Here is a 16,018-nt window from a genome sequence, read left to right on the forward strand (position 1 = left end):
ATCGCAGTTCACTGGAGGAGCGAATAACCCGTTTGTTTATGATCCATTCATCCATCCGTCCCCTTATCATTGCTTTTGGCTTCATGCTCGGAGTCTCCGGAATGCCTCTTTCTCTGAGCGCAGAAGAGCCCGTAGCCTCAAAAAAGTCCATCAATGACGTCATCAAACTCCCGGGCGTTCAAATCGATGCCAAGAACCGCATCGTCGACGTGGAGGCCCAAATCAGTCTTGAGGATGGCCTCCTGGAACTGATCGCCTGCACGGAGGGAACGAAAGAACATGAGGCGGTGGTTCGAATCAATGCCACTCCGATTCACGTGCACACCGCGCTTTTGCTGATCGGAGCCCGAAACGGCACGCCAGCCATGCGCAAGCCGATCAATGAAGAAAAAACCCGCTGGATGCACGTGCCTCCCAGCGGCGATCCGGTCCATGTTTCTCTGGTGATCAAAGACGAGGACGGCAATCCTGTCGAACGGCCGATCAGCGATTTCATCCGCCGCACCGAAGGCGACCCTTACATGCCGGACTACGGCGATGGAGGAGAACCGGCCGATGACGACGAAGCCAAGGAAAGCTTCCCTGATGTTTTTGCCTTTACCGGTTCACACTTGGTTGAAGGCAAGGACGGCAAAAAACAGTATCTGGCCGATCAAAGCGGCCATGTGATCACCATCTCCACCTTTGGCGACGAAATGCTTGGCCTTCCCGACATCCAAAGCCGCGAAAACGGAGAACTGGTCTGGGAGTTGGACCCGACATACCTACCCCCACTCGACACCAAGGTCACCTTGCGGCTGCAGCCGAAAGCCCGATAAGTGCTAAGCCTCAAGGGCAAGCAGGAGTTATTCATTTGAGCTATAGGCGGTGTGAGGTCCTGACGGGAACACGGTTCAGTTTAGTGGGAAAGTCAAAGTAGCCGCCGTAAGTCACATCAAGCCTGACACGCGGACAGGAAATGTCCGCACTCCCGATTGCGATGAAATTGGAGAGGGCACAACGGCATCGGCACATGGAAACTTTATAATCTGGCCAGTTAAAGTATTTTTGAACAAATTTCGTCCAGATGTTGCGCCTTCTGAACAAATTTAGTGGCAGTCTTTATCGCGGCCTGACACTGCCCTTTTCGTTATTTGTGCTGCTGGCATCCTTGGCTCTGGCGGGGTATATCTCGTATTGGAGTCAGCGCGACGCCTTGCGTCAACTTGAGCAGATGGCCAAAACCAACGCGAAATTTGTCGAGGAATTGCAGCTGCCGAAGTCTTCCGCTCTAGCGGAGAAGCTCTCGACCGTGTTGGGGGTTTGGGTCGGTTTTTATGACACGGAGAGTGCGAATCCAAAGTTTGCCAATGCCGCCTGGTCTGCAGGTTTCAGGGATGCCTTGAATGAAGCGTTGGCAGAAAACAAGGCGACCTTTCAATTCGCGGAAAAGGAGATCGCGATCGCCCCCTTTGAGCGCGAGCCTATGCAAATCGTGCTGATCCGCGAGACCCGCTCGATCCTGGCAACCGGTCTGGGCAATACGGTGCTCATCCCCACCCTGATCCTCACCCTGGCTTGTGGCGGCTTGGCCTACTACCTCGCACACCGGATTGTTAAACCGCTTTCGAGCTTAACCAACTGGCTGCCGCATTTGAAACAAGACGAGGGGCCAGCACCCGGACTCCCCGAATCCGTTTCCGGACGCAGCGATGAAATTGGCGAACTTGCGCGGTCACTGGAGGCAACGCATCAACGCCTGCGTGAAGAACAAAGCCGACGACGACAGTCAGAGCGCATGGCTGCCCTTGGACGCATTGCCACCAGCCTGGCTCACGAGATTCGCAATCCGGCATCGTCCATTGGGCTGCATGCCGACTTACTGGCGCGTCAACCCAGCCTTTCAGACTCGGAATCGGTCGAGCTGATCCGCACGGAAGTCGACCGCATTACTGATCTGGTAAACCAATGGCTCTTCGTGGTCCGTCCGGCCCCGCCACAATCCAGCCGGCACAATTTCGTTACCCTGGTCGCCCGCACCAGTAAAAGCCTCCGGGCCACCATGGACCACGCCAATGCAACCCTGCGCATAGCCGAACCCACTGATCCTTTACCCGTTAACTGCGACCACGCTCGAATCGAACAGGTCGTGCGCAATCTATTGGTTAATGCCGTACAAGCGATGCCGGAGGGCGGTGACATCAGAGTCGATTTCGAAAGGACCGATAAGCACGCCGTGCTCGTGATCCACGATTCAGGACCGGGCTTCAGCAAAGATGCACTGGAGCACTTCGGAGAACCCTTCTTTTCTGAACGTGAGGGCGGCATGGGGATCGGTCTGACACTTGCCCGTGAGGTCGTTGAGGCGCATGACGGAAAGATCGACGCGTCGAACGATCCCGACGGTGGGGCCTGTGTCCACGTTCAGCTCCCACTTGCGAAACCGACAAAAGAGGATCCGGCATGAAATCCACCCATTTGCTCATCGTTGAAGACGAACATGCGCTCGCGCGTGCGCTGGCCGCGACCGTCGAACAGGCCGGCGCATCCAGCGATATCGCCGCCACCGCCACACAAGCACGTAAACTTCTGAAATCCGGGGCGACCGCCTATGCGGCCATGATTCTCGATATCGGTCTACCCGACCAGAATGGCCTCGAATTTCTCGACTCACTCGGTGAGGACTTCGACCTGCCCACGATCATCGTGACCGCCCACGGCGAAATTCAAAACACGATCACCGCCCGCAAGCTTGGTGCCGTGGAATTTTTTCAGAAACCCATCGATTTCGATGCGTTCAACCAAAGCCTTAAACGCATTATCAGCTCCATGCAGAGCCAAAAGGAGCCAACGGGACCTCAGGCTGCGGACACGGCGGCCTATATCGGGGCCGCCAGAGCCATGCGGCCGGTATTCCAGCAAATCGCCCACTGTTGCGCTTCCGATGAGCCGGTACTGGTGCGAGGTGAAATCGGCAGCGGCAAATCACATACCGCACGCGTCATCCAAAGCTATGGCATGCGCGGTCACGAGCACACCTGCACATTCGTTGCCGGCCCCAGCACGACGATCGCTGAACTGGAGGAGGCTCTCGCAGAAGCAGAAGGCGGCGCTCTCATCATGGAAGATGTCGGCCAACTCGGCGACACAGTGCAGGCCGAACTCGTGCGCCGGATTGAGTCCCAATCCTCGAGCACTTTTCCGCGGCTAATTGCAACGACCAGCGAAGACCTCCATCAGGCGGTTAAAGAGGGACACTTTCGCAGCGAATTATTCTACCGCCTGCAAATTCTCGAAGTGCGCCTACCGCCCTTGCGTCACCGGATGGAAGACCTGCCCGCTCTGGTTTCTTTTTTCCTCGGGCAGCTCAAGAACGATTTTCATGTCAGCGTCAGCGATGCTGCCATGGACCTGCTCTTGCAGTACGACTGGCCGGGTAATCTGAGAGAGTTGCACAACGCCATGGCCTTTGCCCTTACGGTAAACTCCGAAGCCACGGTGATCGACACACCGCACCTGCCGAGCCACCTCAACACGCAATCGGATCGACCGAGGACAAACCCGCTTCCCGGCCCCTTACTGAACGAGATGAGCGCCTGGCTCGACCAATATTTCGAGTCCAATAAAGCACCCAGCTACCGGGAGCTCGAAGATCACCTGGAAAAGGCACTGGTCGAACAACTGCTCGAACGCTACAACGGTAAGCTCGCTCCGATGGCAACAGCTCTTCAGGCCAATCGCAGCACCCTGCGACGCAAACTACGCACCAAGGACAACTGACCATGCGCCGAACGCCAGGATTGGCCCAATTTTGATCAGCACCTGAACGTATTTTGCTCACCCCTTAAAAACTACCAAACGGGACTTGTTTGGCGTTCTGCTAGCGTTCATTCGAGTAGATTCGCGTCCGGAATGGCCGCGTCAAACAACAAACAAGAATCAAGCTATAAGATGACTGTAAAATCTATATCCCGTTTAGCCATTTGCGGTCTTTGCTTCTGCAGCAATGCCCTCTTGGCCTCCGATCAGGAAGCCCCTGAACCCGTCTACGAACTACCTCCGAGTGTTTTCACAGGAACACGACTCGACAGCACCCCGTTCGAGCAGCCTTATGCGTTTTACCGACTTGAAACGGACAATCTCGACCAACGTGTTGGACGAACTGCGCTGGACCGCATGAACTATGCGCCCGGTGTTTTCGTGCAACGCACTGCGCCAAACCAAGCGAGCCCTTTCATTCGCGGACTGACCGGCGAGCAGGCTCTGCTGATGTTCGACGGTATTCGTCTCAGCCATGCTTTTATGCGCCCAGGCCCAAACCAGTATGCGGCCTCGGTACCGGATACCGGATTAAGTTCGATTGATGTCATCCTTGGATCCTCCTCCACTGTCAACGGCTCGGACGGTCTCACTGGTGCGATGGACTTTCGTTTGGCCCCCGCTGGCCGCGGGGTGACCCAGGCATTCTCTCCCTGGGCACGAACGCGTGTCGATACCGGCAACGGCCCGACCTTCGAGACGGGCATCGACGGAGTCTCCGGCGACTGGGCCTATTCCTTTGAAGTCAGCGGAAGCTGGTTTCATGACCGCGAAGGTGGCAAGGATTTCGAAGATCATCTTCTTCCCGGCAGCTACGGCGGCGAGATTCCCAACACCGATTACGACGCCTACAGCGGTGGGCTGCGGGTTGCTTATCTCGGCTTCGACGACCATCAATTACAGCTGAACACCGGTCATAAGCGTCAAGTCGATGCGCCACGTCCTGGTGGCTATGCCCCCAACTCCAAGGATCCGGATCGTATCTACCGCTATTTCGACCCGCAGGAATTCAGCTTTCTTCACCTGAAGCACTCGTGGGATGTCGCCAATGATTTTGTCGATCGTTTCGATACCAAGCTTTGGTGGCATCAATTCGCAGAGGAACAGTATCGTTCATCTTTCCGGAGTGGTGGCAGCGAAATCCGCGAGCGTGAGTATGACAATGTAATCGATGTCTTTGGCATCGATCTTCAGGCGACCTCTTTACTGGGCGCCGACGAGTCGCATGAACTTACCTGGGGAGGCACATATATCTATGAAACCACGGACAACAGCTTCCGCGCATTCCAAGGTCCGGTCGGTTCACCCTTACCTCCGCTTGGCCAGTCAGACTGGGATAATAATACCACCGTTCCGGACGGCAGTGTCTACGAGTCCTACGGTGCTTTTCTTCAGGATGATTGGGAAATCAATGACCGTTTCAACTTGGTGGGCGGTTTGCGCTACAGCTACTACACATGGTCTTTTGATGATGTTGATGGCTCCGTGGACGACTTGACCGGCAGCATCCGCGGCATTTGGAAGGTAAAGAAAAATCATCGACTATTTGCCGGAGTTTCCCGCGGTTTCCGCGCGCCTAACCTGGTCAACCTTGCGGGCAATGTGGATCGTGGTTCCAGCGGGACCCCGGCCACCGGCGACCCCAATCTGGATCCGGAGCTCAGCTATACTTATGAAGCTGGCTGGAAGTGGCAGGAAGGCCGCAATATGTTAGCGCTGACGGTTTTTCGGACTGACATTGAAGACTTGATCCAACGAGACTTCTCGGTGATGCCCGCAGTCACGACCAATGTGGAAAGTGCCCGTCTCCAAGGTTTTGAAGCTGCTTGGGATTATGGTGCCGAGGTCGGCTCCTGGCAGCGCTTGGCCTTGGTTGGTTCCATGTCACTGGTCGATGCCACGCGCGACATCCCGGTCATGGGCGGCACAGTGGAAGACAACCTTTCACGCGCCAACCGCTTATACGGTCGCGTCGGTCTGAAAGCCGAAAAAGACGAAAACTGGTGGAGTCTTTTACAGGTTCGCTGGCATGACAACTATGATGATGTGGCCACACACCCGAGTGACTCCGATGCGGATGACGTCCGATTGACCACCGCAGGCAACCCTGACGGCAGCATGCCCGGATACGGCGTGGTGGATTTCATGATCGGCTGGCAGAGTGACGACGGCAATCGCAGCGTCAGCTTCTTCGTCGAAAACATCGGCGACATCACCTACCGCGAACCCGGTAGTGGTGCCGATGGCGTCGGACGCAACTTCGGGATCACGGCAAGCCTGCGCTACTAAGGCCGGGTTCATGTTTTTCGCGGTGCCGGCCTGGTCGTTCCTTGAACGACAGGCTTGGCACCGTTTTTTATTTCGATCCGCGTTGATTCACTATAACACAGGACGTGCTCTTGTGTTTAGCGCCACAGCGAGGTCATCTCAAGGGCGACTGCTTTGCGGAGCCCGCGATTGCACGACAGCGGCTCGCTACGCTCGGGAAGCGGGCACCGCTCTCGACTGTCTTACCCTCAACAAGGCACGACAACGGGCGCAGTATCGTCTGAACGACGATACTGGCATCCGCATCCGTCTCCGGAAAACTACGCCGGGACGGGACAAGAGCGGAGCCCCTACGTTCCTTGCACACACTCGATCAGACGTGCGTACACATCGGCGCTTTCGAGCTCTTCGTCCTCAGTTGCGACTTTCGGACCGATAAATACCGGCCAATCCGCTTTGTCTTCCGGCCTTCTGCCGTGGGAGCCTTTGACTAGAGAAGCGTCGAGAGGAATAACATCCAGAAGCATGCGCATGCCCAGCTTCTTTTGCAGCAGTCGTCGCGCCACACGTAACTTGGGGAAACGAATGGCCGGATCGAAAAACAACTCCACCGGATCGTAACCGATCTTGCGATGGATATCGACACAGCGGGCGAAGTCGGGCGCCACCGCATCGTCCTCCCAGTAATAGTAAGTAAACCAGCTGTCTTTATCCGCGACAGCGATCAAGTCGCCCGCACGTTCGTGGTCGATCCCCTGGGCTCTCTTCTCCTCTTTATCGAGAACATGCTCCACCCCGTCGGTCGCCGCCAAAGTTTTCTTTACTTCGTCTTTGATCGACGGGTTGTTTATGTAAATGTGGGCCACCTGGTGATCGGCGATGGCGAAGGCCTGGCTGGCTCCGCAATCGATTTGTTCGAGGCCGAGCTCGTCCTTGATCTGGATCCAACCCTGTTTTCGGAAGACACGGTTGAGATGAACCGGACGACTCACCTCGGTAATCCCATACTCGGATAACAGAACAACCTGCACATCACGCTGCTCAAAATATTGAATCAGCCGCCCGACAACCGTATCGATCGCCTTCAGGTCTTCGTTGATGGCAGGGTCGTTCGGCCCCACCCTTTGAAGATTATAGTCGAGGTGCGGCAGATAAACCAGATTCAGCGTCGGCGAATGTTTGGCTTCCATCCACTCCGCCGATTGAGCGATCCACTCGGAAGACTTGATCCCCGCCATCGGCCCCCAGAAGAAGGGAAAGGGAAACTCGCCGAGATCCCCCTTAATTGTTTCCCGAAGGCCCATCGGCTGGGTATACACATCAAAGACCTTTTTGCCGTCGGCGGGATACATCGGTCTGGGCGTGATGGAATAATCCACCGAGGCATACATGTTATACCACCAGAAGAGTTTGGCACAGGTAAAGGAGGCGTCCATCTCTTTCAGTGCGTCCCAGATTTTCGGCTGCCGTACAATATGGTTCGACTGCTTCCAAAAACGGTGCTCGGCATACTCGCGATCATACCACCCGTTACCCACGATGCCGTGTTGCTCAGGCTCCTGCCCTGTAAGATAGTTTGACTGGGCGGTGCAGGTCACCGCCGGAAAGGCGGGCCGTATGGATTGAATGCTGCCACGCGCGACAAAGTCGCGGATGTGCGGTGTATGCGCTCCGATCAGTGATTTCGTCAATCCAACGACATTGATGACTGCAGTGCGCTTCATGTCTGCAAAGTCGTTTCCCAGGAACGAAGGCTCTCGATACTCTCGATCAACAACTCCCCATCCATATCGTTCACTTCGAATTGATCGCCTATATCGCGAAGCAGCGGGATGGTCAGCTTCCCGCCCATGTGTTCCCTGAATTCCTCGAGTCCACGCAGGATAACATACTGCCCGTCTTCTGTGAGCTCAGATAAGCGCTCATCGTAAATCCGGAAGCCGAAACTCTGAATCAATTTCAGAATACGCTGAAGCTTGGCCTCGGAGAGGTAGCCTTTTCGATGCGAATAAATACTGTCCAGTGCGATGCCGATAGCGACCGACTCCCCGTGACTCAGGGCATAATCCGTCAACACTTCCAGCTTATGCGCGGACCAGTGCCCGAAATCGAGGGGGCGTGACGAAGTGAGCTCAAACGGATCCCCATTCCGCGCGATATGCAAAACGTGGTGGCGCGCGGAAGCTTCGAGCACCTTTCGAATAATGCCAAAATCACGCTGAATAATGGCGACCGCGTTCTCCTCGATGTAGTCGAAGAAGCTGCAGTCTTTGATCAAGGCGACCTTAATGGCCTCGATAAAGCCGTCGATTAATCGGGCCTCGGGAAGTGACTTCAAAAAGTTGACATCATTGATCACTGCCGCCGGAGGCGTGAATGTGCCGAGGAAGTTCTTCTTCCCGAAATAGTTGATCCCGTTCTTCACCCCACAGCCTCCGTCGCCCTGGCTCAGGGATGTGGTCGGCAGGCGCAGGTGGCGGATGCCACGATGCGCTGTGGACGCCGCGTAGCCCACCAAATCGAGCAAGGCGCCGCCGCCCAATGCAATAATGTAGGAATGGCGGCAGAGCTTATTTTGCTCGATGACCCGATACAACTGCTCGAGATACTCTGAGTGATTTTTGAGCTGCTCACCTCCCGGCAGTTCCAGGCTGCCGAGATATTGAATCTCTCCCCGGCAATGCTCAAAGAATTGCGTGATTTGCGAGCTGATTTCCGGGTTCGCGGCCATGAATGCCGCATCCGCCACCAGAAAGACCCGGGGCGTCTCCGCGCTGGTGCACGCTTTTATGGTCGAAGCCAGCAGGGAATTACCGGGCGCAAAGACACCTTCGGTAAAGTAAACCCGGTGGGAATAAGCTACTTTGAACTCTTCAACAATCGAATGTGGGGATTCATCCATTAGGTGCCTGAAATAATTTTTTGAAACTTGAGTGTACCGACAAACAATAATGCCACTAAGAACAGAATGGCCACCGTAATCGGCGTGACGACAGTGATCGCCAATAGGTCAACAAAGCAGAATCCCGCAATCAGGTTGCCAATGGAGGGCCCCGTGCTTGATGACTTACTCCACCAAGCGCTAAGGCAGTAGCCGGTCCATGCAAGGAAAACTGCCATCGCCAGCCACCTCAAAAACATAGCCTGATCACTCGACTGGCTGCCCCATAGCACCGCGGGTAAGAAAAGACATATTAGAAGAATATATTTCAGTGACCGTGTCTTGCCGGCGCCCCGGGCAATATAGGTCAGTCCCAGTGTGTAACTGTAGGCCGCGGCACCGGCAATCCAGAGTTCAACCGAAAGCGGTTGGCCGGTCAGCGAAGCAGCCCATGGATAGATCAAGGCACGGCAGCCCCCCATGATCCACGGGCTCATCGAATTATTCTTATGATCGAGGTCGTAGAGGGTAATACAGAGGATCAAACCAAGCGTCCAAAGCAGAGACAGTGGTTGCATAATCACACTGATCGCGAGCGCCACCGCGAAGTAAGTCAGGGCAAAAAGCAGAACTGCCTTCCGCGAGATTTTGCCGGCAGGAATCGGACGCTCCGGGCGGTGCTTGCGATCATATTCAGCATCCCGCCAGTCATTGAGATACATTCCGGCGATGTAGAACAGACTGATCGCCACCAGCGCTCCGAGAAATACCGACCACTGAAAACCACCGGCCAACAGAGTGGCACAGAGGACATTCGACCAGGTCGTCGGCAGATTCGACACCCGAGCCAGGCTCAGATGCGTATGGATGGAAGGATTCACGGTGCTTCAGTATGAGCGAATCCTGCAGTAAGCCAAAGCCGAAGGGCTTCGGCTACGAAAAAAACAAATTACCTGGCCGGGGCTTGCTTGCCGCAGGGCCTGAGCTTGTCCCGCAGAAGTTCGAGAGCGCAGCGCAAGCGATAAACCGCACACAGCGCTCGCAGGTGCCGCAAAGCTGCCCCCCTACGAAAGAGAGATGCTTCTCTTCGTAAAGGCATCGAAGCACCACTTGTATTCCGCAATCAACTGCTCGACCACCGAATCGGTTCGCAAATGCGCGGGCAACACCTCCCAAGTGTAGGTCTCAAATTCGAAGTGATTACAGACCGATCGGTGCTTCGCCACAAAATCCAGGGTGTCTTCGAGATGCCCGACGGTGGTGCCCATAATCTCTTCGGGTTCGGCATAAAGCGGCACGTGGAAGTGAACGCGCCATTCATTGTCCTCACCCGTGCGACTAGCCGGGGCATCCAGGGCCTGGTCCAGATCCTCCCATCGCGTCATCGCCCCGCCAGGATCGCGGCTGACGACCTGATGTAAATAAACCGAATCAACAAAGTCCTTCAGGTACACGCGCGCCGCTTCGGTCGGCCGGACACTTAAAGCAGAGCTGAGATGCAACTTACTGATGCGAATCTTCTCATCGGCCAAGGCCGCCAGGCTTTCGGCCGCGTTCTCGAACTGGATCGCCATGTGGCAGGTGTCGTAGTTCACACCGATACGGCGGCGGATCAACCCGGCATCCGGCGCTGCAGTGCACAAGCTCTTGAAGAAATCAATCGTTTCCGGTGTCGTTTCCAAATAGCCGAACGGCTCGGGCTCCAGCCCAAGATGTAAATCGCGGCCCGACCGATCGCTCAGCTCTTCAATATATTCGGCACATTCAATCAGCTTGGCCTGCATGGCCTCAACCTCGGCCGGCGTCTGGATGAAAGACTTGAACGAACAGGGCACGGTACTGATGCTACCTTCCACTCCCTCCGGCAGCAATTGCGCCAGCAGATCGAAGAGGCGCTTCGTATAATCCAAGCGCGCCTGGGTTTGCCAGTCCGGCACATAGACCTGCTCCTTCACCCGCGTGCCGTGGAAGTTCCCGTAGGGAAAGCCGTTGATGGTAAAAACGTAGCAATTGTTGGCCTCAAGCCAGCGCCGGAATTCCGTCAGGCGGTCACCTTCGGCCAATTCCAGAGAAGCTTCGTGACTCAGGCGCAATCCTATCCCGTATGGCACGCCTTCCGGGCAGACCGCATCTTTTACCTGCAGCGTGTAGTCACGCAGGCCGGCAAAAGTTTCCTCCCATGAGTTTCCCCGGTGGATATTGGTGGAATAACCTAAGTGGATGTTTTCGTCAAAACGCATCTGGAATACGACGAAAAACCGCCAAATCGAAAACCACAAACCCAAACTCAGTGGAGGCTTGTAGGTTACTCATCAATGAGTGACCTACAAGCCTCTACACAATCAACAACCGCGCAGCAATGTAAGGCTCGTGAGCACACTCACCCAACCGCAAGTCTAACCCTCCGGTAAAATCTCCATACCACTCTGGCGAAGGAACTTGAGCGGATTTTGGTAAACAAAGCGATCGATCGTCTGCTCATCAAAACCACGCTTGCGCAGCTCCAGCACGGCCTTGGGGAGGGAAAGCGGGTCGCTGACACCCCAGTCGCAGGCGGAATTCATCCAGAGCCGGTCGGTCGATCCGTAAAGATCCAGCATATCGACAGCTCTGGCGGGCGTGCATTTCGATTCCGGGTAAAGAGTGATACCTGCCCAGAAACCTGCCTCCACCACCTGCTTGACTGTATGCTCTTCAACATGATCGATCAGAACACGGTTCGGATCGATCTCCGAGTGCTGGCGCAGCATATCGATGATGAGCTGTGTCCCCTTGTATTTGTCTTCCAGATGCGGGGTGTGGATGAGGATGAGCTGATTGTGATCCAAGGCCAGCTGCACCTGCTCTTCAAAAATTGCGACTTCGTTTTTGGAGTTCTTGTTCAGGCCGATTTCCCCCACCCCCAGCACATTCTCCTTCTTGAGAAATTCAGGGATAATCTGGATCACTTCCCGGGCGAACTCCGGATCTTCCGCTTCTTTGGGATTGATGCAGATCCAGGAGTAATGGGCGATTTGAAAGCGCGCCGCTCTCTTGGGTTCGTATTCCGTCAATTGGCGGAAGTAATCGTAAAATCCATCGACCGAGCTGCGGTCGAAACCCGCCCAGAACGCTGGCTCACAAATTGCACGGCAACCGGCCATGGCCAGTGCTTTATAATCGTCCATGGTCCTGCTGACCATGTGGGCATGCGGCTCGATATAACGCATCGGTCTAATCCTTTTGATAGGCGCCCACGGCCGGGCCGGCGCTAGCCTTCTCGCTGGGCTCTTTACTGGGGTCGCTCAATTTCATTAAAACCGACTCCGCGCGATCCGACGAGCGGAGCGCATCCAAAGCTTTCACAAATTCCTGATAGCGGTAGTCACCGGTTTCCCCGTATCGTTCAGCGCGGTCCATAAAGGCAGCGATGTCGATCAGTTTGGAACGGGCATCCATAAAATAGACGTCCATCATTGCTGTCTTGGTTTCTTTCATTGTTCGTCTCCTACCAACAAGGCTTAGAGTCGGGGATAAATATAGTCGAGAGCCAACAGTGTGTAGGCGGAAACGAGATAAGGATTACTCTCCATCCAGCGACTGTTCTCATTCACCCAAAAACCCGGGTGCTTGTGCAAGGAAACAAATCTCTCAGCCAACACCTTGGCCCAGTCAATTTCCGTTCCGTCATCCAATGTCAATGTATCCTCACCATAGGCATCCAGTGCCTTCGCCATGGTATGGAAATAGTAGTAAAGCCCCTCCAATCCCATATTGGGATTTTCTTCCAAATTGAAGTGCGACTTCAACCAGTCGACGGCGGCAACGACCCGCTCATCATCTTTATCTACACCGGCATAAAGGAGACTCATCAGGCCGGCGTAGCTCATGCTCCCATAGGAGCGGTGTCCGGTGACGCCGTCGGCTTTCTCAAAGGTCCCCGCTTTGCTGTCTCCCGGGTAATAAACAAATCCGCCGCGGTTCTCCGCGTCACCACTGGCCCACGCCTGCTTATTTGTCTCAGGCAGGTTCTGGGTATTACTGAGAAACTGGATGGCCGCATCCCAGTTCAGTTCCACGGCTTGCTCGTCGTTTTCGTCAACCAGATGACGTGTCTCGTGCAGGGCCTGGATGGCGAGCGAGGTGTTGGATAAATCGGAATGCTTGTAGCTGTTCCCGTAGCCGATACCTCCGCTGAACTTTTCAAAATCCTTTTCTGAGTAGAATTGTTGCTGGCCGACCACGAATTCGCGCGCACGCACCATAATTTCCTTCAAATCGGACAGTTCTTCCTCCGTCAAAAGCCCATACTTTTCGGCGGCCTCTGCATAAACGTTCAAGCACATCAGGGAAATCGCCGTATTGTAGGAGTAGAGCCCACGGTTGTAGATGCCACCGTCCTCCTTCACGTTATCGAGAATAAAGGCAATTCCCTTGGCCACGGCCTCCGATTTCGACCAGCGTTCATTGTCCACCGGACTGTCTAGGAACGATCGAACGATCAGCGCGGTTAGACCCGGATAGTCGGGCGAGGCCCAGTAACCGTCCAGATTTTGCTCCTCCGCCAGCAGGGTCAGGCTCTGGTGAACCGCGTGGTCCACCTCGTTGCGAAGCGAGAGGTCCTTGACCGGGCTCTCCGCGTGGGCAGTTGGAACAAGTGCTATCAGGAGCGTGAAAGCGAAGAAACGGAATAGGGAGATTTTCATAAGAGCAGTGATAAAGATGGTTCAGATACTATAACAACGACAATGTGCCCATGGTTCCGAAGGTCAAACCTGACCCGCTTTGATTTTTTCGGCATCGAAGAGGCGGAGACCCGCTTCAGGGTGAGGTGACCGCAGCTCCCCCGGACCCTCGAATCACTCCGGCACCGGCCCGATGGTACCGCCCTCGACAAATTCCGCCTCGACCACCGATTTTTTCCGACGCGCCTGCCCACGTGCCAGTTGGCCCGCCCAGCGCCTCGCATGTCGAATCAGACGCCCCGAATCCCAGCGGAGGTGAGAAACGCGGGGAGCCGACCAGCGAAAAACGATATCAGGGTCGTTGCAGAGCATGGAGACGTCCCTCGGTGCCACCAGGCCGCGCTGCGCCAGATGCTGCTGAGCCGCAAAATAGAGATGCGACTGGTCAAAAACCAGGGCAGTTGGCGGTGTGAAGCTGAAGAGCGCGTCCAGACAGGCCCGAAAGTCCTCCGGCTCGTCTTCCCAGTCGGGCAAGTTGTAGGAACCGGTGTGGATACCGTATCGACTCAAGGTCTCGAGAAACTGCCGCTCAAAAAGCCCGGGGCTCGGCTTCCGCCGATCCGGACGAACCATCAATACAATACGCTGATGCCCCAGTTCCACTAAACGTTGAACCGCACGGGACAAAGCCTGGGACCGGGAGACCGAGACCCCTCCGATCTTGACAGAGGCCTGTCGGCCAAAGATCGCGTACACAGGCTCCGGCTGATTCGCAAACCATGTCAGGATCTCGTGATTCCCGCCCAGAATCATCCAGCCGTCAGCTTCCGTCTTCTGTACAAATCGGGCCACGCGATTAACCCGCATTCCCAGATCTTCCAAAGTTTTCGGGGAAAATTCCGCCGCATGTCCCGCCAGCTGCAACTGGCGTTCCAACTCGATCATCATCGCCCGCGAGCGGTCCAGTTCCCCGCCGAGTAATATTTGAATCCTACAGGTCGTCGTGCCCCGCTGCTTCGTCAAATCGATCCGTCGGGGACGCCCCTTGCCCTGTGGCACCAGCAAGCCCTCGTCCTCCAGTTTTTCCAGTGCCGACTCGATCGTCCCTTTGCCCACACCCAAATCCTTGGCCAATGCGTTGCTCCCGGGCAGATGAACACTCCAACGCCGCCGAGCAAGCTCATCGCGAAGATAATCCGTTACCTGTTCCGTCGCGGTGCGAAATTGGAAATAATTCATAACCCAAGGATTAACTACCCAGATTTAGGGATAGTTAGCAAGCTTTGAAGTTTTGACCCGTTTCTTTTGATCCCTGATTCTAATGAGGTTTAGTAGTCGATCATTATTACAGTCAGTCACAGCTAATAACCAAAAATCATTCGAATTATGAAGAAGATTAAGCAAACCTCTCGGTCCAGATGGATATCGTTATCCGGAGCATTTTGTGCTCTCCTGCTTTTGGGTGCCCAGCAGGCACACGCTCAGCTTCAGGGTGAGCTTGGTATTCTCGACACCAGCGGCATTAATCCGGCAACCGAAGAGGCGTGGCAAGTTGGAGATACCTACAGGTTCGTGTTCGTGGGCAGTGAAGACCGTACCGCCGAGAGCACCGACATTACGGTTTATAATGACTGGGCACAAGGGCTAGCGGATGCATCCGCGCTGAACATTGGTTCTGCCCAAGGGGTCACCTGGAACATAATCGGCTCGACTTCATCGGTGGATGCTCGCGACAACACATCCACAAACCCGAACACTGACGGGACAGGAGAGAGTATATTCCTTGTTGATGGCTCGACTTTGATCGCTTCCAATTATGCGGATCTTTGGGATGGTGCTATCGATAATGCTCTCAATCTCGATGAAAATGGAAATTCAAAGTCGCCTAATTTCGCATTAACCGGTACCTACATCGACGGAACTACAGTAGCGGATCACGGTAACCGCGGTTCTCTCGGTGGTGACGATAGCGGTGTTGGGGTAGGTCAAAATGGATCGGAACTTAACGAGTGGATTTGGAGAGTGAACACCTCAGCCACTGCGGATACCGCGCGTCAAATGTTCGCCATGTCCGACACGCTGACGGTGGTCCCCGAAGCTTCGAGCGCACTTTTTCTTGCAGTCGTCGGACTCACTATGCTGCTTCGCCGCAGGTAAGACACTGCGCTCGTCAAAAGCTTCAACGATTAAGTCCCGCCACGATCCTTGTTGGATCGTGGCTTTTTTTAATTTTGCCAGAGGTGTTCGTCCCTGCTCGCTTCGCTTTATCTCAGGACAAAATAAAAACGAGCGGGATACCTCAGTATCATCATGATTTTCCTCCTTGTGATGAATTTTTCCGGCACCTCGTCAACAACGGTGACTTTAGAAAAAGATCCCGCCCGACTAATGCCGCCGAATCGATTAG

13 protein-coding genes are annotated in these 16,018 nt (G+C 55.0%); 5 read left to right on the forward strand and 8 right to left on the reverse strand.

The window, feature by feature from the left end; translation table 11 throughout:
- Positions 1-38: 38 nt before the first annotated feature.
- The 4 genes from DDZ13_RS11775 (at position 39) to DDZ13_RS11790 (ending at position 6,087) form a co-directional block, all read left to right on the forward strand.
- Positions 39-818 carry a YdjY domain-containing protein gene (locus DDZ13_RS11775; RefSeq protein ID WP_110131657.1) on the forward strand — a complete coding sequence of 260 codons (780 nt, stop codon included), beginning with the start codon at positions 39-41 and terminating at the stop codon, positions 816-818.
- 248 nt (positions 819-1,066) lie between these two features.
- The gene (locus tag DDZ13_RS11780) at positions 1,067-2,446 is read left to right on the forward strand and encodes a sensor histidine kinase (RefSeq protein ID WP_110131658.1); all 1,380 of its coding nucleotides are present in this window, start codon (positions 1,067-1,069) and stop codon (positions 2,444-2,446) included.
- A complete protein-coding gene (locus tag DDZ13_RS11785) occupies positions 2,443-3,759 on the forward strand; it encodes a sigma-54-dependent transcriptional regulator (RefSeq protein ID WP_110131659.1) in 1,317 nt (438 codons plus the stop codon). Before DDZ13_RS11780 ends, DDZ13_RS11785 begins: the two co-directional genes overlap by 4 nt.
- 171 nt (positions 3,760-3,930) lie before the next feature.
- Positions 3,931-6,087 (forward strand): TonB-dependent receptor, encoded by a 2,157-nt coding sequence (locus tag DDZ13_RS11790; protein ID WP_158279907.1) that lies wholly within the window; start codon positions 3,931-3,933, stop codon positions 6,085-6,087.
- 329 nt (positions 6,088-6,416) lie between these two features.
- On the opposite strand, the gene DDZ13_RS11795 is transcribed toward DDZ13_RS11790, so the two are convergent.
- From DDZ13_RS11795 to DDZ13_RS11830, 8 genes are all read right to left on the reverse strand, one after another.
- Complete coding sequence (locus DDZ13_RS11795) at positions 6,417-7,790, reverse strand: alkaline phosphatase family protein (RefSeq protein ID WP_110131661.1); 1,374 nt, start codon at positions 7,788-7,790, stop codon at positions 6,417-6,419.
- Complete coding sequence (locus tag DDZ13_RS11800; RefSeq protein ID WP_110131662.1) at positions 7,787-8,968, reverse strand: 3-dehydroquinate synthase; 1,182 nt, start codon at positions 8,966-8,968, stop codon at positions 7,787-7,789. Before DDZ13_RS11800 ends, DDZ13_RS11795 begins: the two co-directional genes overlap by 4 nt.
- Complete coding sequence (locus DDZ13_RS11805; protein WP_110131663.1) at positions 8,968-9,828, reverse strand: UbiA family prenyltransferase; 861 nt, start codon at positions 9,826-9,828, stop codon at positions 8,968-8,970. Before DDZ13_RS11805 ends, DDZ13_RS11800 begins: the two co-directional genes overlap by 1 nt.
- A gap of 183 nt (positions 9,829-10,011) precedes the next feature.
- A complete protein-coding gene (eboE, locus tag DDZ13_RS11810; RefSeq protein WP_110131664.1) occupies positions 10,012-11,187 on the reverse strand; it encodes a metabolite traffic protein EboE in 1,176 nt (391 codons plus the stop codon).
- A 156-nt stretch (positions 11,188-11,343) separates the two neighbouring features.
- A complete protein-coding gene (locus DDZ13_RS11815; RefSeq protein WP_110131665.1) occupies positions 11,344-12,156 on the reverse strand; it encodes a TatD family hydrolase in 813 nt (270 codons plus the stop codon).
- 4 nt (positions 12,157-12,160) lie between these two features.
- A complete protein-coding gene (locus DDZ13_RS11820) occupies positions 12,161-12,424 on the reverse strand; it encodes a hypothetical protein (protein ID WP_110131666.1) in 264 nt (87 codons plus the stop codon).
- A gap of 23 nt (positions 12,425-12,447) precedes the next feature.
- On the reverse strand, positions 12,448-13,632 hold the full coding sequence (locus DDZ13_RS11825; protein WP_110131667.1) for a prenyltransferase/squalene oxidase repeat-containing protein: 1,185 nt from the start codon (positions 13,630-13,632) through the stop codon (positions 12,448-12,450).
- Between the two features lie 153 nt (positions 13,633-13,785).
- A complete protein-coding gene (locus tag DDZ13_RS11830; protein ID WP_110131668.1) occupies positions 13,786-14,850 on the reverse strand; it encodes a substrate-binding domain-containing protein in 1,065 nt (354 codons plus the stop codon).
- Between the two features lie 147 nt (positions 14,851-14,997).
- Here DDZ13_RS11830 and DDZ13_RS11835 point away from each other — a divergent pair, with 147 nt between their 5' ends.
- On the forward strand, positions 14,998-15,768 hold the full coding sequence (locus tag DDZ13_RS11835) for a hypothetical protein (protein WP_110131669.1): 771 nt from the start codon (positions 14,998-15,000) through the stop codon (positions 15,766-15,768).
- The last annotated feature ends 250 nt before the right edge of the window (positions 15,769-16,018 follow it).

It is taken from the genome of Coraliomargarita sinensis (assembly GCF_003185655.1).
GTDB lineage: Bacteria > Verrucomicrobiota > Verrucomicrobiia > Opitutales > Coraliomargaritaceae > Coraliomargarita_B > Coraliomargarita_B sinensis.

Excerpts from the sequence above, each read along its gene's own strand:
- DDZ13_RS11775 (WP_110131657.1), top strand. The coding sequence starts at position 39 with ATGATCCATTCATCCATCCGTCCCCTTATCATTGCTTTTGGCTTCATG.
- DDZ13_RS11780 (WP_110131658.1), top strand. The coding sequence starts at position 1,067 with ATGTTGCGCCTTCTGAACAAATTTAGTGGCAGTCTTTATCGCGGCCTG.
- DDZ13_RS11785 (WP_110131659.1), top strand. The coding sequence starts at position 2,443 with ATGAAATCCACCCATTTGCTCATCGTTGAAGACGAACATGCGCTCGCG.
- DDZ13_RS11790 (WP_158279907.1), top strand. The coding sequence starts at position 3,931 with ATGACTGTAAAATCTATATCCCGTTTAGCCATTTGCGGTCTTTGCTTC.
- DDZ13_RS11795 (WP_110131661.1), bottom strand. The coding sequence starts at position 7,790 with ATGAAGCGCACTGCAGTCATCAATGTCGTTGGATTGACGAAATCACTG.
- DDZ13_RS11800 (WP_110131662.1), bottom strand. The coding sequence starts at position 8,968 with ATGGATGAATCCCCACATTCGATTGTTGAAGAGTTCAAAGTAGCTTAT.
- eboE (WP_110131664.1), bottom strand. The coding sequence starts at position 11,187 with ATGCGTTTTGACGAAAACATCCACTTAGGTTATTCCACCAATATCCAC.
- DDZ13_RS11815 (WP_110131665.1), bottom strand. The coding sequence starts at position 12,156 with ATGCGTTATATCGAGCCGCATGCCCACATGGTCAGCAGGACCATGGAC.
- DDZ13_RS11820 (WP_110131666.1), bottom strand. The coding sequence starts at position 12,424 with ATGAAAGAAACCAAGACAGCAATGATGGACGTCTATTTTATGGATGCC.
- DDZ13_RS11825 (WP_110131667.1), bottom strand. The coding sequence starts at position 13,632 with ATGAAAATCTCCCTATTCCGTTTCTTCGCTTTCACGCTCCTGATAGCA.
- DDZ13_RS11830 (WP_110131668.1), bottom strand. The coding sequence starts at position 14,850 with ATGAATTATTTCCAATTTCGCACCGCGACGGAACAGGTAACGGATTAT.
- DDZ13_RS11835 (WP_110131669.1), top strand. The coding sequence starts at position 14,998 with ATGAAGAAGATTAAGCAAACCTCTCGGTCCAGATGGATATCGTTATCC.